Below are 16758 nucleotides of genomic sequence, written 5' to 3'. Positions count from 1 at the left end.
ATGAACAGTGGTGATGTAATAGACTTATCTTCAATAGAAGGTATAAAAGCTGACAAACACTCAACTGGTGGAGTTGGCGATAAAACATCAATGGCATTAGGTCCACTAGTTGCAGCTTGTGGATTAAAAGTAGCAAAAATGTCTGGTCGTGGACTTGGACATACAGGTGGAACACTTGACAAATTAGAATCTATAGAAGGATTCAATTGTTTCTTAACAGAAGAACAATTCAAAAAACAAGTTTCAGAAGTTGGAATAGCTATAATAGGTCAAACTGGAGATTTAGTACCAGCTGACAAAAAATTATATGCTTTAAGAGATGTTACTGGAACTGTTGAATCTATTCCGCTAATTGCATCATCAATAATGTCTAAAAAATTAGCATCTGGTTCAGATACTATATTATTAGACGTTAAATATGGTGAAGGTGCATTTATGCATACTATAGAAGATGCAACAAAATTAGCAGAAGCTATGATATCTATAGGAAATAGCTTAGGTAGAAATACAATGGCTATGATAACAGATATGAACCAACCTTTAGGAAACACTATAGGTAATGCAATTGAAATAAGAGAAGCAATAGAGACATTAAAAGGTCATGGACCAGCAGATTTCACAGAACTTTGTATGCAAGCTGCTGAAATAATGCTAATTCAAGGAAAAGTTGCGAAAGATAAAGACGAAGCTAGGGTAATGTTAGATGAAGCAGTATCTTCAGGAAGAGCATTCGAAGTATTTAAAGAAATGGTTAAAGCTCAAGGTGGTAACGTAGATATGATAGAAAATCCAGCGTTATTACCACAATCTAAGTTTAAAACAGAGATAAAAAGCAAAGAATCAGGAAATGTTAAATTACTTCACTCAGAAAAACTTGGTATACTAGCTATGCAACTTGGTGCAGGTAGAGCAACTAAAGAAGAAGATGTAAATCATGCTGTTGGAATCGAGCTTGCTTGCAAACGTGGAGATAAAGTTAATGAAGATGAAACAATATGCGTTGTTTATCACGATGAAGAACTAAAACCACAATGGATTGATGAACTTTATCATGCATTTGAATTAACTGATGAGGAAGTTGCACCTCAACCAATAATAGAAAAAGTATTATCATAATAAATATAAAAATTATATAAATTTATGATTATATTTTAGATATAAATAGGATATTAGAATAGATTATCTATTTTAATATCCTATTTTTTTTAATTCTAAGGAAAATCTACATTATCTGGTTTGTGGATAATGTAGATTTTCCAACTTATTACCTGAAGCAACGGACGAAGTCGTTGGCGCCATGAGCGAAGCGAATTTTTAAGCAACGGACGAAGTCGTTGGCGCCATGAGCGAAGCGAATTTTGATAAAAATCTTATAATTTATCTTAAAGATTTAATATAAAGGTAATTTTTTTATAATAGAATTATATACAAATTAATTGATAGTACATATATAATAAATTCTATATGTAAAAATAAATAAATGTAAATCGATAAGCGCAAAACTACAAGCAAATATTTGCAAAAATGATAAAAATTGGTTAATATATATAAGGCAGAAAAAATTACAAAGGGAGATTTTTATGGGGAATAAAATGAAAAAGAGTAAGCTGCTAAAATTTATAGGGATGATTTTAGTTTTAGCGGTAGTAGTTTTTTCGAGTATTATGGCATATAAAGAGGTTATAATACTTAAAAAATACAATAAATATATAGAATTAGGGAATGAACATATAGCTGAAGAACATTATAGACAAGCAATATATGATTTTGAGAGAGCACTTAGGATAGATAAAAATAGTATAGAAGCACTCTTGGGACTCTCCAAAAGTTATGTAGGGATAAGTGATGATGAAAAAGTTAAAGAATGTGTTATGAAAGCACAATCTTTAGATTTAAAGGATGAAAACTTAGTTTTAAAAATTTTAGACATAGTGAGTAAAAATGACAGAGAAACGATAAGAACAGTTGTTGAAAATTATATAGAAGAAGTCGGATATGATAATGTATCAGAAAGATTTCAATTAACTGTATTTCAAATGACAAATAAGAATGAATTAAGTGAATGTATTGATAGAGCTGAAACCATCTACGAAAAATTAGATAGAGGCAAGATTAATAATGAGTTATTAGACTATAAAGTAACATTAGGTGCATATATAAAAACAGGAAAAGAAGTTAATGATGGGTATTTTTATACACAAGATGAAGTTAATCAAATGACAGAAGCATTGAAAAAACTGATATCTAGATTTAGTGAGGTTTAGCAGGGATTAATTGCTTTTATATAACGAGGGAGAAATTTATGAACAACAATCAATCAAAAAAAACGCAACCCATTAATTATTGTGGTAGCAATTGTAGCTTTAATGGCAGTAGCATTTTCAGGAATTACTGTCTATGCTAAGGTTATACAACATAAAAAATACGGGGAATATATTGAGCAAGGGAATCAATATTTCTTCTTATTTCCCAGATAAGGCACAAGAAATAAGAAATTATAGAAATGCTTTTGAACAAGAAAAATATAATAGAGAACAAAGTGCAATTGAAGATGCTAAATTAGCTGGTGGCGGAAATGGATGGGTCTTAGATGTAATAAGTCAGAATAGAGATAGTGCCAGAGAGAAATGCTATGAAGTAATAAATAAATATATGTAAAAACAAAAACTTCAGCCAAAACAGGCTGAAGTTTTTTTATTTAATCTTATAATTAAGTTATTTATAAGCTAATATTGATATAAATAATATATAAGTTGATAAATTTAGGGGTGAATAATATGAAAATAAAAATTTTTAAAGATTTTATTGGAGACGGATTTGAAACTACAGAGATAGAAAATACGGTAAATAATTTTATAAAAGACAAGCAAGTTATTGATATAAAGCCAACTATGATTTATGATCATGAAATTGGAGAAGGATTTATAACTATAACTATATTGTATGATGATATTAAAAATAAAAATAACGATTATAAGTTATTGTAATTAATCTACCTAACCAGGGTATAATTAAAATAATATTAAAAAATAGATAAAGTAAGAGGAGAAATCATAATGAAAGTAACACAACAAGGTAACACTGTAATATTAGAAGACGTAAAAAATTTTAACCCTAAACATATATTTGAATGTGGACAATGTTTCAGATGGATAAAACAAGAAGATGACTCATACACAGGTGTGGCAATGGGCAAAGTGATAAACGTTAAACAAGAAGGAAACAAAATATATTTAGATAATACAACAAAAGAAGATTTTGATAACATATGGTATGACTACTTCGACTTAGGAAGAGATTATGAATCAATGGTAAATACATTAAAAGTAATGGATGAGCATTTAGAAAAGGCTACAGAATTTGGCGAAGGAATAAGAATATTAAAACAAGATGGATGGGAAATGCTTATTTCTTTCATAATATCTGCAAATAATAGAATTCCAATGATACAAAGAGCTATAAATAACTTATCAAAAAACTTTGGAACATATATAGGAGAGTATAAAAATCAAGAATACTATGCATTCCCGACACCACAACAATTAAACAAAGCAACTATAGAAGAAATTAGAGCATGTTCAACAGGGTTTAGAGATAAATATATAAAATCAACTGCTCAAATAGTAAATGATGAAAATATAGATGTACTAGAATATAGAAAATTACCAACGGCTGAATGTTTAAAAGAATTACTTAAATTTAATGGAGTTGGTCCAAAAGTAGCTGATTGTATAGCTTTATTTGGTATGCAAAAATACGATACATTCCCTGTTGATGTTTGGGTAAAGAGAGTAATGCAAGAATTCTACGTTGAAGAGGATTTAAGTTTAACTAAAATTAGAAAATTTGGTATAGAGAAATTCGGAGATTTAGCAGGATTTGCACAACAATATTTATTCTATTATGCAAGAGAATTTGGTATAGGAAGATAATTTTTATAAAAGTAATAGAGGATATATTAAAACAAAAAAGAATATATAAAAGCATGCGAAATTTTATTTGAAAAAATTTACTGTAAACTCATAATAATTTGAAAAAAAATCCAATTATAGGTTGAAAAAATGAGTAAAATAGTATAATATAATAATTGTTAGCACTCTTAGTTAAAGAGTGATAAAAATGGAAAATAATAAATAAATTCTATACAAAAAGAATTTTTAAGATGTATTTAACACAAAGATTTTTATATAAATAGGAGGAATGGGACATGAAAATAAGACCATTAGCAGACAGAGTTGTCATTAAAAAATTTGAAGCTGAAGAAAAAACTGCAAGCGGTATAGTATTACCAACAGCAGCTAAAGAACAACCACAAATGGCTGAAGTTATAGAAGTAGGACCAGGTGGTATAGTAGATGGAAACGAAGTAAAAATGGAAGTTAAAGTAGGAGATAAAGTTATCTTCTCTAAATACGCTGGAAACGAAATAAAAGCAGATGGGGAAAATTACATAATATTAAGACAAAGCGATATATTAGCTATAGTAGAATTATAATATTATAAGTAGGAGGATGAATTAACATGCCAAAAGAAATTAAATTTGCAGAAGATACTAGAAGAGCTCTTGAAAGAGGGGTAAATAAATTAGCAGATACAGTTAAAGTTACATTAGGACCAAAAGGTAGAAATGTTATACTTGATAAAATGTATGGTGTTCCACTAATAACAAATGATGGTGTAACAATAGCTAAAGAAATAGAATTAGAAGACAGATTTGAAAATATGGGTGCTCAACTTGTTAAACAAGTTGCAACTAAAACTAATGATGTAGCTGGTGATGGGACTACTACAGCAACAGTTTTAGCTCAAGCAATCATAAGAGAAGGTCTTAAAAACGTAACAGCTGGAGCAAACCCAATCTTAATAAGAAAAGGTATAGCTAAAGCTGTAGAAGTAGCAGTTGAAGAATTAAAAAATCAATCAAGAATAGTTGAAACTGACGAAGCAATAGCTCAAGTTGGTGCTGTATCTTCAGGTGATGATGAAATAGGTCAATTAATAGCTGAAGCAATGAAAGTTGTTGGTAGAGATGGTGTTATAACTGTTGAAGAATCAAAAACTATGAAAACTGAATTAGACACTGTTGAAGGTATGCAATTTGACAGAGGATTTGTTTCTGCATACATGGTAACAGATGTTGATAAAATGGAAGCTGTTTTAAACGATCCTTTCATATTAATAACTGACAAGAAAATATCTAACATCCAAGAAATATTACCATTACTTGAACAATTAGTTAAAACAGGTAAAAAATTATTAATAATAGCTGAAGACGTTGAAGGTGAAGCATTATCTACATTAGTAGTTAATAAATTAAGAGGAACATTTGATGTTGTTGCTGTTAAAGCTCCTGGATTCGGTGACAGAAGAAAACAAATGTTAGAAGATATAGCAATACTTACTGGAGGTACAGTAATATCTTCAGAAGTTGGTTACGAATTAAAAGAAGCTGACTTAAGCATGTTAGGTAGAGCATCTTCAATAAAAGTAACAAAAGATAGCACTACAATAGTTGATGGAGCTGGAGAAAAAGCTAACATAGAAAACAGAATAAACCAAATAAAACATTTAGCTGAAGAAACTACTTCTGATTTTGATAGAGAAAAATTAATGGAAAGACTAGCTAAATTATCTGGTGGAGTTGCAGTAGTTAAAGTTGGTGCAGCTACAGAAGTTGAAATGAAAGAAAAGAAATTAAGAATAGAAGATGCTTTAAATGCAACTAAAGCTGCTGTTGAAGAAGGTATAGTTGCTGGTGGTGGTACTGCACTTGTAAGTGTTATACCAGCAGTAGAAAAATTAATATCTGAATTAGATGGCGAAGAAGCTATAGGTGCTAAAATAATAAGAAAAGCATTAGAAGAACCATTAAGACAAATAGCAATAAATGCAGGTCTTGAAGGTGCTGTAATAGTACAAAATGTAATAAACGCAGATCCAGAAGTAGGATTTGATGCATATAAAGAAGAATATGTAAACATGATAGAAGCTGGTATAGTTGACCCAACTAAAGTTACTAGAAGTGCTTTACAAAATTCTTCATCAATAGCAAGTGTATTCTTAACTACTGAAGCAGCAGTTGCAGAAATTCCTCAAAAAGAAGATCCAGCTGCAGCAGTTGGTGGCGGAATGCCAGGAATGATGTAATCTAACTCATTATATTAAAATTTAAAATATCGACTCGAAATTAATGCGCTATATCATAATAGTTTTGTGATATGGTGCTTTTTTTATTTTAGAAAATCTATTGAGATTAAATGGAGATTAGGTATTTAAAATTTATATAACGTATAGGAAATTATACTTATAAATTGTATAAACTAGGTAAAAGGATATTTCTAAATAAAGATGTAAGTGTTACAATATATGTAAATTATAAGGGAAATATATGGTGATATTATCATAGAGAAAGGGGCACAAAGTTAATATGGATGTAAAAAAATTATTAGAAGCAGTTAAAAATGATGAAATAGATATAGATACAGCGATAACTAAATTAAAAGATTTACCTTATGAAGATTTAGGTTATGCAAATATAGACCATCACAGAGAGATTAGAAATGGGTTCCCAGAAGTCATTTACTGTGAAGGAAAAACAGATGAACATATAATAGGGATAGTAGATGTTTTGCTTAAAAAACAAAGCAATGTACTTGGAACAAGATGCAGAAAAGAGACTGCTGAAAAATTAAAACAGATATACGACAATGTGGAATATGATGAATTATCAAGAGTATTAATGATAAAAAATCATGAGATTGAAATGGTAGGAAAGGGTACTATAGCAATACTTGCAGCAGGTACATCAGATATAGCAGTGGCGGATGAGGCTTATTATACTGCTAAATTTTTAGGAAATAAAGTAGAGCGAATATATGATGTAGGTGTAGCTGGGATACATAGATTATTAAATAAAAGATACCTTATTGAACAAGCAAGGGTAATAGTTGCTGTGGCAGGGATGGAAGGCGCATTACCAAGTGTTGTTGGAGGAATGGTAGATGTACCAGTAATCGCTGTTCCAACATCAGTTGGATATGGGACAAGTTTTAATGGACTTACTGCGCTTTTAGCAATGTTAAACAGTTGTGCATCTGGAATATCTGTAGTCAATATAGATAATGGATTTGGAGCAGGATATTTAGCTGCTACTATAAATAAATTAAAATAATTATAAATATTGTGGGAATTGAGAAAATTGAATTGATATTATAAATTAAAAACAAATTAAAGTAATTTGTGAAAATATAAAAAATATTATTCGAGTAAAATAATATAGAAATAATCGATATAAATAAATAATTTATTAAATATATAAAAATACATAATAAAACAATACGGGGAGAACATACATGCAAGAAGAAAAGATTTTATATTTTGATATTATAAGTGGAATATCAGGGGATATGACTTTAGCAACATTACTAAATCTAGGAGTTCCAAAGGAAATATTTTTAAAAGAGTTGGACAAATTAAACCTAAACAAAGAATACAAAATAGAAATAAATGATAAATTTGAAAATGGAATAAGAGGAACAAATGTAAATGTTATAGTAAATGAAGGTCATGTACATAGAAACTTGATAGATATATATGACATAATCGACAATAGTACATTAAACGACAAAATAAAACAAAATGCGAAAGATATCTGTATGGAAGTTGCAAAAGCAGAAGCAAAGGTACATGGGACATCTATCGACAAAATACATTTCCATGAAGTTGGAGCAATGGATTCAATAATCGATATAGTAGGTTCATGTATACTAATAGATTTACTATGCATAGACAAAATATATGCGACAAAAGTACCATTAGGATCAGGTTTTGTTAAGTGTGCACATGGAATAATTCCAGTACCAGCACCAGCAGTCGTAGAAATATTAAAAGACGTACCAGTTAAATTTAACAATGTATCAGGTGAATGTACAACTCCAACAGGAGCAGCAATTATAAAAACTATGTGTGATAAATTTATAGACGAAATTGAATTTGAAACTAAACAAATAGGATATGGAATCGGACATAAAAAATTTGAAGTTCCAAACATGCTAAGAACATTTATAGGTGTAAAAAAAAAAAGAATATAGTCTGGGAGATTAATGTAAATATAGACGACATGTCTTCAGAAATATATTCTCACATATACGAACAAATTTTAAATCAAGGTGCATTAGATATATATACAGAAAGTATTTTTATGAAGAAAAATAGACCTGCATATAAGATTTGTATACTGTGCAAAGAAGAAGATTTACAAAAACTTATAAACCTCTTAATCCTTGAAACATCAACGTTTGGAGTGAGATATCATAAGCTAGAAAGAAGGGTTATAGATAGAAAATTTGAAAGAATAAATACAAAATACGGTGACATACAAATAAAGTTAGGTTACTTAAATAATAAATTAATTAAAGCGACACCAGAGTATGAAGATTGTAAAATAATGGCTAAAAGGGAAAACATACCTCTAGTTAAAGTTTTTCAAGAAATAAATTATTTAATAGCCGAAAAATTTTTTTAAAATTGTTGACAACGTTCATTAATTTTGATAAATTAATATTCAATTAATTGAACAAATTAATTTAAATGAAAAAATAAAGCTAATTAATAAATCACTCGTATATGCTCAGTAATATGGTCTGAGAGTTTCTACCTAGATGCCGTAAATATCTAGACTATGAGTGGAATTATTATATCTGCGACATCTTTAAGTAAATCCGCCGGCCGATATTTATCCCAGCGGATTGGCTATATCAGTGATGTTAAAAGCCTTTATAGTAATTTCACTTTTGTTAAAATTGATGGAAGTTACTATAGAGGCTTTTTTGATATAATTTTTTAAATTTTATAAGATAAATGAATATATATTATTTTAAATAATAATTAAAATTACAATATTTAAAATATTTTAAAATTAACATAATCAATTAACTATGAAAGGGGTAATGTAAAATGGCAACTATCGTAAAAGAAGGTTTAACTTTCGATGACGTATTATTAATTCCACAGAAATCAGAAATAATACCATCACAAATCGATATTAAGACTAAATTAACAAAAGATATTGAACTAAATATTCCGTTAATGAGTGCTAGTATGGATACAGTTACAGAATCTAAAATGGCTATATCTATGGCAAGACAAGGCGGTATCGGTATAATTCATAAAAACATGTCAATAGAAGAACAAGCTTCAGAAGTAGATAGAGTAAAAAGAAGTGAAAGTGGAGTAATAGTAGACCCATTCTCTTTATCTAAAGGTCACACAATTCAAGATGCAGATAACATAATGGCAAGATATAAAATATCAGGCGTTCCAATAGTAGATGAAAACAACATATTAATCGGTATAATTACGAATAGAGATATCAAATTCGAAACAGATGTGACTAGACGTATAGAAGAAGCAATGACAACTAAAGAACATTTAGTAACTGCAAGAGAAGGTATAACTCTAGAAGAAGCTAAAGATATATTAGGTAAACATAGAATTGAAAAATTACCAATAGTTGATGAAGAAGGTCATTTAAAAGGATTAATAACTATAAAAGATATAGAAAAGAAAATTCAATACCCTAATTCAGCAAAAGATAAAAAAGGCAGACTGCTTTGTGGAGCAGGTGTAGGAATAACTAACGATTTATTAGAGAGAGTAGATGCTCTTTATAAAGCAAAGGTTGATATAATAGTTTTAGATAGTGCACATGGACATTCACAAAATGTAATAAATGCCCTTAAAAAAGTAAAGGCTGCATATCCTGATCTTCCGGTTATAGCGGGTAATGTTGCAACAGCAGCAGGTTGCGAAGATTTAATAAAAGCTGGTGCAGATTGTGTTAAAATAGGTATGGGACCTGGTTCTATATGTACAACAAGAGTAGTTGCTGGTATAGGTGTACCACAAATAACAGCTATAATGGATTGTTATGAAGTAGCTAAAAAATACGATATACCAATAATAGCAGACGGTGGTATCCAATATTCTGGAGATATCGTAAAAGCTTTAGCAGCAGGTGCTAATGTTTGTATGATGGGATCAATGTTCGCAGGAACTGAAGAAAGTCCAGGAGAAATAGTATTATATGCAGGTAGATCATATAAAACATACAGAGGTATGGGTTCTATAGCAGCTATGGAAGATGGTTCAAAAGATAGATACTTCCAATCAGGACAAAAGAAATTAGTTCCAGAAGGTGTAGAAGGTATGGTTGCTTACAAAGGGAAAGCAGAAGATATAGTATTCCAAATGATAGGCGGAATAAAATCAGGAATGGGATACTGTGGAGCACCTACAATTGAACAATTACAAGCTAATGCAGAGTTTGTAAAAATAACAGCAGCTTCTTTAAAAGAAAGTCATCCACACGACATAAAAATAACTAAAGAAGCACCAAATTATAGTACGCAAGGAGATATGATGTAATGAAACATGAATTAGTGCTTGTTATAGACTTCGGAGGTCAATACAATCAGTTAATAGCTAGGAGAGTTAGAGAAAATAACGTATATTGTGAAATAATCTCTTACAAAACAGACATTGAAGAAATAAAAGCTAAAAATCCAAAAGGGATAATATTCACAGGGGGACCAAATAGTGCATACTTAGAAGATTCTCCAAGAATGGCAAAAGAAATATATGAAGCAGGTATACCAATATTAGGTATATGCTATGGTATCCAAACTATGTGCCATACTTTAGGTGGTGTAGTTAGAAGAGGTACTGCAGCAGAAAAAGAATACGGTAAAACTGCTATAACATACAAAGAATCAAAATTATTCGAAGGAATAACAACTAATTCTGTATGGATGAGTCACACTGATAGAATAGACTCAGTTCCAGAAGGTTTTGAAATAATAGCATACACTGCTGACTGTCCAGTTGCAGGTATACAAAACGTAGAAAAGAACTTATACGGAGTTCAGTTCCACCCAGAAGTTGAACATTCACAAGAAGGATATATGATAATCAAAAACTTCTTATACAACATATGTGGTGTTAAAGGAGACTGGACTACAGATTCATTCATAAAAGATAAAATCGCTGAATTAAGAGAAACTATAGGAGATAGAAAAGTACTTTGTGCATTAAGTGGTGGGGTTGACTCATCAGTAGCTGCAGTACTTGTTCACAAAGCTATAGGTGATAACTTAACTTGTGTATTCGTTGACCACGGTCTTTTAAGAAAAAATGAAGGTGACGATGTAGAAAGAATATTCAGAGATACTTTCGACATGAACTTAATAAGAGTTAACTGTGAAGACAGATTCTTATCAAAATTAAAAGGTGTTACTGAACCAGAAGCAAAAAGAAAAATAATAGGTGAAGAGTTCATAAGAGTATTTGAAGAAGAATCAAATAAACTTGGAAAAATGGACTTCTTAGTTCAAGGAACTATATACCCTGATATAGTAGAAAGTGGATTAGGTGGAGAATCTGTAACAATAAAATCTCACCACAACGTTGGAGGACTTCCTGAAGATGTTGCCTTCGAAATAGTTGAACCACTTAAAGAATTATTCAAAGATGAAGTTAGAAAAATAGGTTTAGAACTAGGAATAGAAGATAAACTAATATTTAGACATCCATTCCCAGGACCAGGTCTTGGAATAAGAGTTATCGGTGAAGTTACAAAAGAAAAATGTGACATATTAAGAGAAGCTGATGCTATATACATGGATGAATTAAGAAAAGCTGGTCTATATAGAGAAATATGGCAAGCATTCGCAACATTACCAGATGTTAAAACAGTTGGAGTTATGGGAGATGAAAGAACTTATGCTTACTTAGTAGGTTTAAGAGCAGTTGCATCTTCTGACGGAATGACTTCTGACTGGTACAAAATACCTTATGATGTATTAGAAAAAATAGCTAACAGAATAGTTAACGAAGTTGATGGAGCTAACAGAGTTGTGTATGACATAACTTCTAAACCTCCTGGAACTATTGAATGGGAATAAGAACTTCTAATAGTGTATACATTGTTAACAGTTAAAAATAAAAAGTAATCTTAAACATTAAAAGCCCTTATGATATTATTTTGGTCCAAATATATCATAAGGGCTTTTTCCTTTAAGAATGTTAATTTATAGAACTAATAAAGATTTTGAATGATTTCAAATCAGGTATATTTGGATAATTTTAAACAAGGTATATAGTAACGATAATACTTACAGAGAGAGAGGGGTAAGACCTAATCAACAACATAAGTATTAACAGTAATAGTTGTAGAATAGTAAGTGTAAAAAATTCTTGATTTTATTATTGTGATTCTGTAGAATTGAAAAGGATAATGGTAAGTTAAGGTGGGGTTTATAGACACTTGGCGAACCTAATGTTTTTGAAATATGTAGGAAATATATTTTCCTCAAAGCAAGTATACAATACACCACAGGAGGATATAGTAGATGAAATCAATTTATTTACTACTTACGAGATCTGACACATACGTGTCTAAGACAATTGGGTTAGCTACATCAGATAAGTATACACATATTTCTATATCATTTGATGAAAAGTTAGAGCCTTTATATAGTTTTGCGAGAAAATATAAAAGGACACCATTGCCTGCTGGAATAAGACATGAAGCTTTATATAGTGGATTTTATGAAAAATGTAACCATATTCCATGTGCCTTATATGAATTAAAAGTAGATGATGAAACATATGAAAAAGCCAAAAATCATGTTGATGATATGATGGAAAATGCAGATTGTTATAGATATAATGTTTTAGGATTGCTTTTATGCAGAATGAATATTGCATATGATAGAAAAAGTCATTATTTCTGTTCAGAATTTGTTAGTGAAGTTTTAGAGATGAGTAATGCATTAGAACTTCCGAAGCATCCTAGTTTAATGCGACCAGCTGATTATACAAAAATCGAAGAATTAAATTGCTTATTTGATGGAAAACTACATGAATTAAAACGTAGTATACAACCAGATTATGAGTATTGTTAAAAAATACCCTTGTGCAGAATTTAAAAAACTGTACAAGGGTATTTTAATTGGATAAGAAAATTATTTGAATAAGAAAATTATATTTTTATTAAAAATATAAGAAATTATTTTAAGTTTTTAAATTTAAGTTTATTCACTTCTAAGTGAAGTGACAGGGTCTTGTTTGGCAGCTGCTCTAGAAGGGAACACACCACCGATTAAAGTAAGTACTACACTTAATACAATCAGTATTAAAGCACTTGATACTGGTAAATATGCATTAACATCAGTCGTACCTAATAAAGCGTGTATGATTGCATTACCTGGAATTAATAATAAGCATGCAGTTCCAACACCGATTAATCCTGAGCAAAGACCAATTATAAATGTTTCAGCAGTGAATACTTGTGATACATTACGTTTGCTAGCACCTATTGCACGAAGTATACCAATTTCTTTTGTTCTCTCAAGGACAGAAATATATGTTATAATTCCTATCATTATTGAAGAAACAACTAATGAAACCACTTTCTCTAAGTTGTTTAGTTAATTCATAGCCATCTATTTTTGGCATCATAACATCACAAATCATTAAATCAATATAAGATTCATGTATAAGTTTAAGCGCAATTTCACCATTTTGGGCAGTATAAACTTTATATCCATTGTCGCTCAAAACCGTACAATATAATTCACTTAATTCTTTATCATCTTCTACTATAAGTACAGAAAACAAAGTAATCACCCTTTCTTTTTATATATTTGTGTCATATTATTTCTTAAATATTTTATCAAGTTTTTATCAATTTAACCTCAACTAATTAAAACTTTTATTAATAGTTAAAATATGAATATTAAATAAATCCTTTCATAAATTAAAAGTAGTAAATAATATAAATTTTTCATAAGGTTTATCCATAATAAGGGGGAGGGATATAATGAAAAAAATATTACTTATTTTAGCATCAGCCTTATTAGCAGTAATGTTGGTAGCTTGTGCAACGAATATAAAAAATTATGAGGGAACATATAAATTAAAAGAAATACATGTGGATGGTAAAGTTGTTAAGAAGGGTGATAAACTTTGGAATTTGACATATGGTGAAGACGGAGGAATGATAATTGAGCTTAAGGGAAATGGAAAAGGAATTATTAGAATGATTGGCTCAGAAGATGACGAATTTGAATATATAATAGAAAATCAAAAAATTATTATGACAAATGAAGGAGATTCAGTAGAAGGAAATATTAAAAGTAACAGTATAGAATTAAAAAACTGGAAGACTGAGTTGTTAATTTTTGAAAAGGTTGGATAGGGATAATTTGACTTATAACCTTAGCTAGTTAATATACTATTTCATTTAAATAAGTGTTATAATTATTTCAGAAAACAACACGCAAAGGGGAATAAAATTATGGAAATGCGCAGAAAAGACCGTATGTTAAATGAAGATCAAACTCTTGATATTTTAAACAGATCAGAATATGGTATACTTTCAACAATAGGGATTGATAATGCACCTTATGGTGTACCAATGAATTTTGTATATGAAGATGGAGTAATATATTTTCATTGTGCAAAAGCTGTAGGATATAAAGTTAGCAATATAATACACAATAGCAATGCTTGTTTTACAGTTGTAAATGATGTATGTCTTCAACCAAAAACATTCTCTACTAAATATAGTTCAGCTATTGTTTTTGGAAAAGTTTCAATAGTTGAAGATGAAGATGAAAAGAAAAAAGGTCTTGAGGCACTTATAAAAAAATTATCTCCAGAGTACATAGAATCTGGAATGAAATATATAGATAAGAGTGCATCTCAAACATATGTATTAAAAATGGAAATAACAGAAATGACAGGCAAAGGCAAAAAATAATAAAAATACAAGACCCATTGTGCAAGTTGATACATTGTACAATGGGTTTCTAATAAATATATATTAAATCAATCTAAACGTTAGGTGTGTGAAGTATAGATCTATTTTTATTCATCAGTTTTTCAAATGACTTATGATCCGATTGATATCCGATTCCTTCTCTTTGCATATTTTCATCAATTAATTTATATGCCATACATGCATTTTTAATTTTATTTTTTTCAGTAGGCGATTGAGATTTATAAACTATTTTTTCTTGAGCTGGTATATCTTTTTCATATTGAGGTTTTATAAAATAAAGTGCGTGTTTAATTTTCCCACTATTATATAAAGACTGTATCACAGAGCCATTTTTAAGGTGTTGAAGATGCCAATCGTATTTATATGTGTGAGCAACATGCGTCACATTTTTAAATCTATGCTCAAAATTAAGAGCAGTTTGTTCCATAAGTTCAAAACTAGTACTTTCTGAATTATTTATTCTTGGAAGTAGTATAATATTTTCTTGTTTTACACCTAGTTGTTTTACAGCATCTAAAAATTCTCGTTCTCTATATTCATACTTTTGCATATTGCTTAATTGACTATATTTTTCATCTTTTAAAACTTTTATTCCAGTACCATAAGAAACTAAAACAACATATACATTATCAGCCCCTCTTTCTTGTATAGCTTCTAATATTGCACTTGCGGCCCAAAGTGTTTCATCATCTTGATGTTGTGGATAAAAAACAACAGTATCCCCAAAATTAGAAGTATCATAACTAGTACTTTTATCTATAAAACCAACTAACAGTATTATTAAAAAAGATACAATTAGTGTTATTAGATTTTTATTCATGTAATTCCCTCCCTAAAATTGTTTAAATATATAATGTTTTTATAGAATAACTTCTTAAATTCTATTATACTTTTTAAATCTTACAATATAATTACAGTGAGATAAAAATATTATTACAAATTTGTTATATTATAATTTGAATATTATTAATACTATTGTTATATTTATAAATTTTAGTTCGTGACTCTTATAAAACTTAAGTGTGAAATTTTATAAGTTACATATTAATAGTATATCCATTAGCAATCAAAAAAAATTGGTTTTAATTTTATATGAATATTTATGAAAATCAGCCTAAAAGATAAATTTAAAAGCTCTATGTAGGTGATTTATATTGAACACAGAACTTTTTAATGTTTATGACAAGTTCTATATTGAGATGGAGTTTTTCCAGTAAATTTTTTAAAAGTTGTACTATAGTAATTTTGATTATTAAATCCAACTGCTATAGCAATATCGAGTATATTTAAGTCTGTTTCTAATAATAACTGCTTGCTTTTCTCAACTCTAAAATGATTTAGAAAGTGACAGAAAGTATGTCCTGTAGCAGTTTTAAAAGAACTACAAAAATAACTTTTATTTAAATTTAAATGTTTACATAAATTCGTAATATTAATATTTTCATCAAAATGTTTATGCACATATTCAATAGACTTTTTTATATAAGGATTAAATGATTTAGTATCTAAAGCTTTATTAAATTTATCAGTAGAAATTCCTATGATAAAATTAGCACAATAATTTAAGCATTCCAATGGAAGATAAGGAATACTAGAAGTACTATTTTCTGTTTTGGTTGTAGTTATTGGACCTAATATAAAAAAACCAACATATTTATTTAATTTTGAGATATTTACTATCCTATAGTAGATATCTTCAGATATCTGTATATTTTGATTTAAACAATCGTGCCCATTATTGACTAAATTATAAATATCGTCTGTAGGAAATAATTTATTAAAAGTTTTATCATATCCTATTTTATAGATTTCATTTAGTTCAAAAGAAATAGCTTTAACTGGTATTTTCTTTGAACGCAATGAATATAAAATCAAAACTTGAGACCACATTGATTCCAAAAACCACCCTGTTTGGA

18 protein-coding genes, 1 pseudogene and 1 riboswitch are annotated in these 16758 nt (G+C 29.2%); of the genes and pseudogenes, 15 read left to right on the top strand and 4 right to left on the bottom strand.

Annotation, left to right across the window (positions count from 1 at the left end; translation table 11 throughout):
• The 13 genes from I4U58_RS07200 to I4U58_RS07140 form a co-directional block, all read left to right on the top strand.
• On the top strand, positions 1-1116 hold a 1116-nt coding region (locus tag I4U58_RS07200; protein WP_195930477.1), incomplete at its 5' end, for a thymidine phosphorylase.
• A gap of 476 nt (positions 1117-1592) precedes the next feature.
• Positions 1593-2264, top strand: a complete 672-nt coding sequence (locus tag I4U58_RS07195) for a hypothetical protein (protein WP_195930465.1) — start codon at positions 1593-1595, stop codon at positions 2262-2264.
• A gap of 172 nt (positions 2265-2436) precedes the next feature.
• Positions 2437-2658, top strand: coding sequence for a hypothetical protein (locus tag I4U58_RS07190; protein ID WP_195930463.1), 222 nt, complete (start codon positions 2437-2439; stop codon positions 2656-2658).
• A 119-nt stretch (positions 2659-2777) separates the two neighbouring features.
• Complete coding sequence (locus tag I4U58_RS07185; protein ID WP_195930461.1) at positions 2778-2987, top strand: hypothetical protein; 210 nt, start codon at positions 2778-2780, stop codon at positions 2985-2987.
• Positions 2988-3056: 69 nt separating this feature from the next.
• The gene (locus I4U58_RS07180; RefSeq protein WP_195930459.1) at positions 3057-3932 is read left to right on the top strand and encodes a DNA-3-methyladenine glycosylase 2 family protein; all 876 of its coding nucleotides are present in this window, start codon (positions 3057-3059) and stop codon (positions 3930-3932) included.
• 275 nt (positions 3933-4207) lie between these two features.
• Positions 4208-4495, top strand: coding sequence for a co-chaperone GroES (gene groES / locus I4U58_RS07175; protein WP_022070910.1), 288 nt, complete (start codon positions 4208-4210; stop codon positions 4493-4495).
• A 26-nt stretch (positions 4496-4521) separates the two neighbouring features.
• The gene (gene groL / locus I4U58_RS07170) at positions 4522-6147 is read left to right on the top strand and encodes a chaperonin GroEL (RefSeq protein ID WP_195930457.1); all 1626 of its coding nucleotides are present in this window, start codon (positions 4522-4524) and stop codon (positions 6145-6147) included.
• Between the two features lie 280 nt (positions 6148-6427).
• Positions 6428-7171 carry a nickel pincer cofactor biosynthesis protein LarB gene (gene larB / locus I4U58_RS07165; protein WP_195930455.1) on the top strand — a complete coding sequence of 248 codons (744 nt, stop codon included), beginning with the start codon at positions 6428-6430 and terminating at the stop codon, positions 7169-7171.
• Positions 7172-7352: 181 nt separating this feature from the next.
• Positions 7353-8090: a LarC family nickel insertion protein gene (locus I4U58_RS14260; RefSeq protein WP_195930447.1), complete on the top strand. Its 738-nt coding sequence runs from the start codon at positions 7353-7355 to the stop codon at positions 8088-8090.
• 29 nt (positions 8091-8119) lie between these two features.
• On the top strand, positions 8120-8524 hold the full coding sequence (gene larC, locus I4U58_RS14255) for a nickel insertion protein (protein WP_195930445.1): 405 nt from the start codon (positions 8120-8122) through the stop codon (positions 8522-8524).
• A 75-nt stretch (positions 8525-8599) separates the two neighbouring features.
• Positions 8600-8701: riboswitch (purine riboswitch) on the top strand.
• 254 nt (positions 8702-8955) lie between these two features.
• Positions 8956-10425: an IMP dehydrogenase gene (gene guaB, locus I4U58_RS07150; protein WP_195930443.1), complete on the top strand. Its 1470-nt coding sequence runs from the start codon at positions 8956-8958 to the stop codon at positions 10423-10425.
• Positions 10425-11960 carry a glutamine-hydrolyzing GMP synthase gene (gene guaA, locus I4U58_RS07145; RefSeq protein ID WP_195930441.1) on the top strand — a complete coding sequence of 512 codons (1536 nt, stop codon included), beginning with the start codon at positions 10425-10427 and terminating at the stop codon, positions 11958-11960. Before guaB ends, guaA begins: the two co-directional genes overlap by 1 nt.
• Positions 11961-12407: 447 nt before the next feature.
• A complete protein-coding gene (locus I4U58_RS07140) occupies positions 12408-12962 on the top strand; it encodes a hypothetical protein (protein WP_195930439.1) in 555 nt (184 codons plus the stop codon).
• 129 nt (positions 12963-13091) lie between these two features.
• Here I4U58_RS07140 and I4U58_RS07135 read toward each other — a convergent pair.
• Both I4U58_RS07135 and I4U58_RS07130 read right to left on the bottom strand, forming a co-directional pair.
• Positions 13092-13466: pseudogene (locus tag I4U58_RS07135) on the bottom strand (FtsX-like permease family protein); the annotation flags it as partial.
• Positions 13408-13686 (bottom strand): response regulator, encoded by a 279-nt coding sequence (locus tag I4U58_RS07130; protein WP_347708169.1) that lies wholly within the window; start codon positions 13684-13686, stop codon positions 13408-13410. The pseudogene I4U58_RS07135 and the gene I4U58_RS07130, both read right to left, overlap by 59 nt.
• A gap of 193 nt (positions 13687-13879) precedes the next feature.
• Between I4U58_RS07130 and I4U58_RS07125 the strand changes: the two genes are divergently transcribed.
• Together I4U58_RS07125 and I4U58_RS07120 are read left to right on the top strand one after the other, a co-directional pair.
• Positions 13880-14257: a hypothetical protein gene (locus I4U58_RS07125; protein ID WP_195930432.1), complete on the top strand. Its 378-nt coding sequence runs from the start codon at positions 13880-13882 to the stop codon at positions 14255-14257.
• A gap of 99 nt (positions 14258-14356) precedes the next feature.
• A complete protein-coding gene (locus I4U58_RS07120) occupies positions 14357-14821 on the top strand; it encodes a pyridoxamine 5'-phosphate oxidase family protein (RefSeq protein WP_195930430.1) in 465 nt (154 codons plus the stop codon).
• A gap of 73 nt (positions 14822-14894) precedes the next feature.
• Here the strand turns inward: I4U58_RS07120 and I4U58_RS07115 are convergent, their stop codons facing one another.
• Positions 14895-15662 carry a PIG-L family deacetylase gene (locus I4U58_RS07115; RefSeq protein ID WP_195930429.1) on the bottom strand — a complete coding sequence of 256 codons (768 nt, stop codon included), beginning with the start codon at positions 15660-15662 and terminating at the stop codon, positions 14895-14897.
• Between the two features lie 350 nt (positions 15663-16012).
• The coding region (locus I4U58_RS07110; protein ID WP_207743845.1) for an AraC family transcriptional regulator at positions 16013-16758 on the bottom strand (746 nt) is incomplete at its 5' end.

The sequence above is a fragment of the Clostridium sp. 1001270J_160509_D11 genome, from assembly GCF_015667935.1.
Lineage (GTDB): Bacteria > Bacillota > Clostridia > Peptostreptococcales > Peptostreptococcaceae > Intestinibacter.
The sequence above is the reverse complement of the archived record's forward strand: the minus strand, read 5'-3'. Positions and strand labels throughout refer to the sequence as shown.

Coding starts and splice junctions, on each gene's coding strand:
- groES (WP_022070910.1), top strand. CDS start 4,208: ATGAAAATAAGACCATTAGCAGACAGAGTTGTCATTAAAAAATTTGAA.
- guaB (WP_195930443.1), top strand. CDS start 8,956: ATGGCAACTATCGTAAAAGAAGGTTTAACTTTCGATGACGTATTATTA.
- groL (WP_195930457.1), top strand. CDS start 4,522: ATGCCAAAAGAAATTAAATTTGCAGAAGATACTAGAAGAGCTCTTGAA.
- larC (WP_195930445.1), top strand. CDS start 8,120: ATGTCTTCAGAAATATATTCTCACATATACGAACAAATTTTAAATCAA.
- I4U58_RS07115 (WP_195930429.1), bottom strand. CDS start 15,662: ATGAATAAAAATCTAATAACACTAATTGTATCTTTTTTAATAATACTG.
- I4U58_RS07180 (WP_195930459.1), top strand. CDS start 3,057: ATGAAAGTAACACAACAAGGTAACACTGTAATATTAGAAGACGTAAAA.
- I4U58_RS07140 (WP_195930439.1), top strand. CDS start 12,408: ATGAAATCAATTTATTTACTACTTACGAGATCTGACACATACGTGTCT.
- I4U58_RS07195 (WP_195930465.1), top strand. CDS start 1,593: ATGAAAAAGAGTAAGCTGCTAAAATTTATAGGGATGATTTTAGTTTTA.
- I4U58_RS07125 (WP_195930432.1), top strand. CDS start 13,880: ATGAAAAAAATATTACTTATTTTAGCATCAGCCTTATTAGCAGTAATG.
- guaA (WP_195930441.1), top strand. CDS start 10,425: ATGAAACATGAATTAGTGCTTGTTATAGACTTCGGAGGTCAATACAAT.
- larB (WP_195930455.1), top strand. CDS start 6,428: ATGGATGTAAAAAAATTATTAGAAGCAGTTAAAAATGATGAAATAGAT.
- I4U58_RS07120 (WP_195930430.1), top strand. CDS start 14,357: ATGGAAATGCGCAGAAAAGACCGTATGTTAAATGAAGATCAAACTCTT.
- I4U58_RS07185 (WP_195930461.1), top strand. CDS start 2,778: ATGAAAATAAAAATTTTTAAAGATTTTATTGGAGACGGATTTGAAACT.
- I4U58_RS14260 (WP_195930447.1), top strand. CDS start 7,353: ATGCAAGAAGAAAAGATTTTATATTTTGATATTATAAGTGGAATATCA.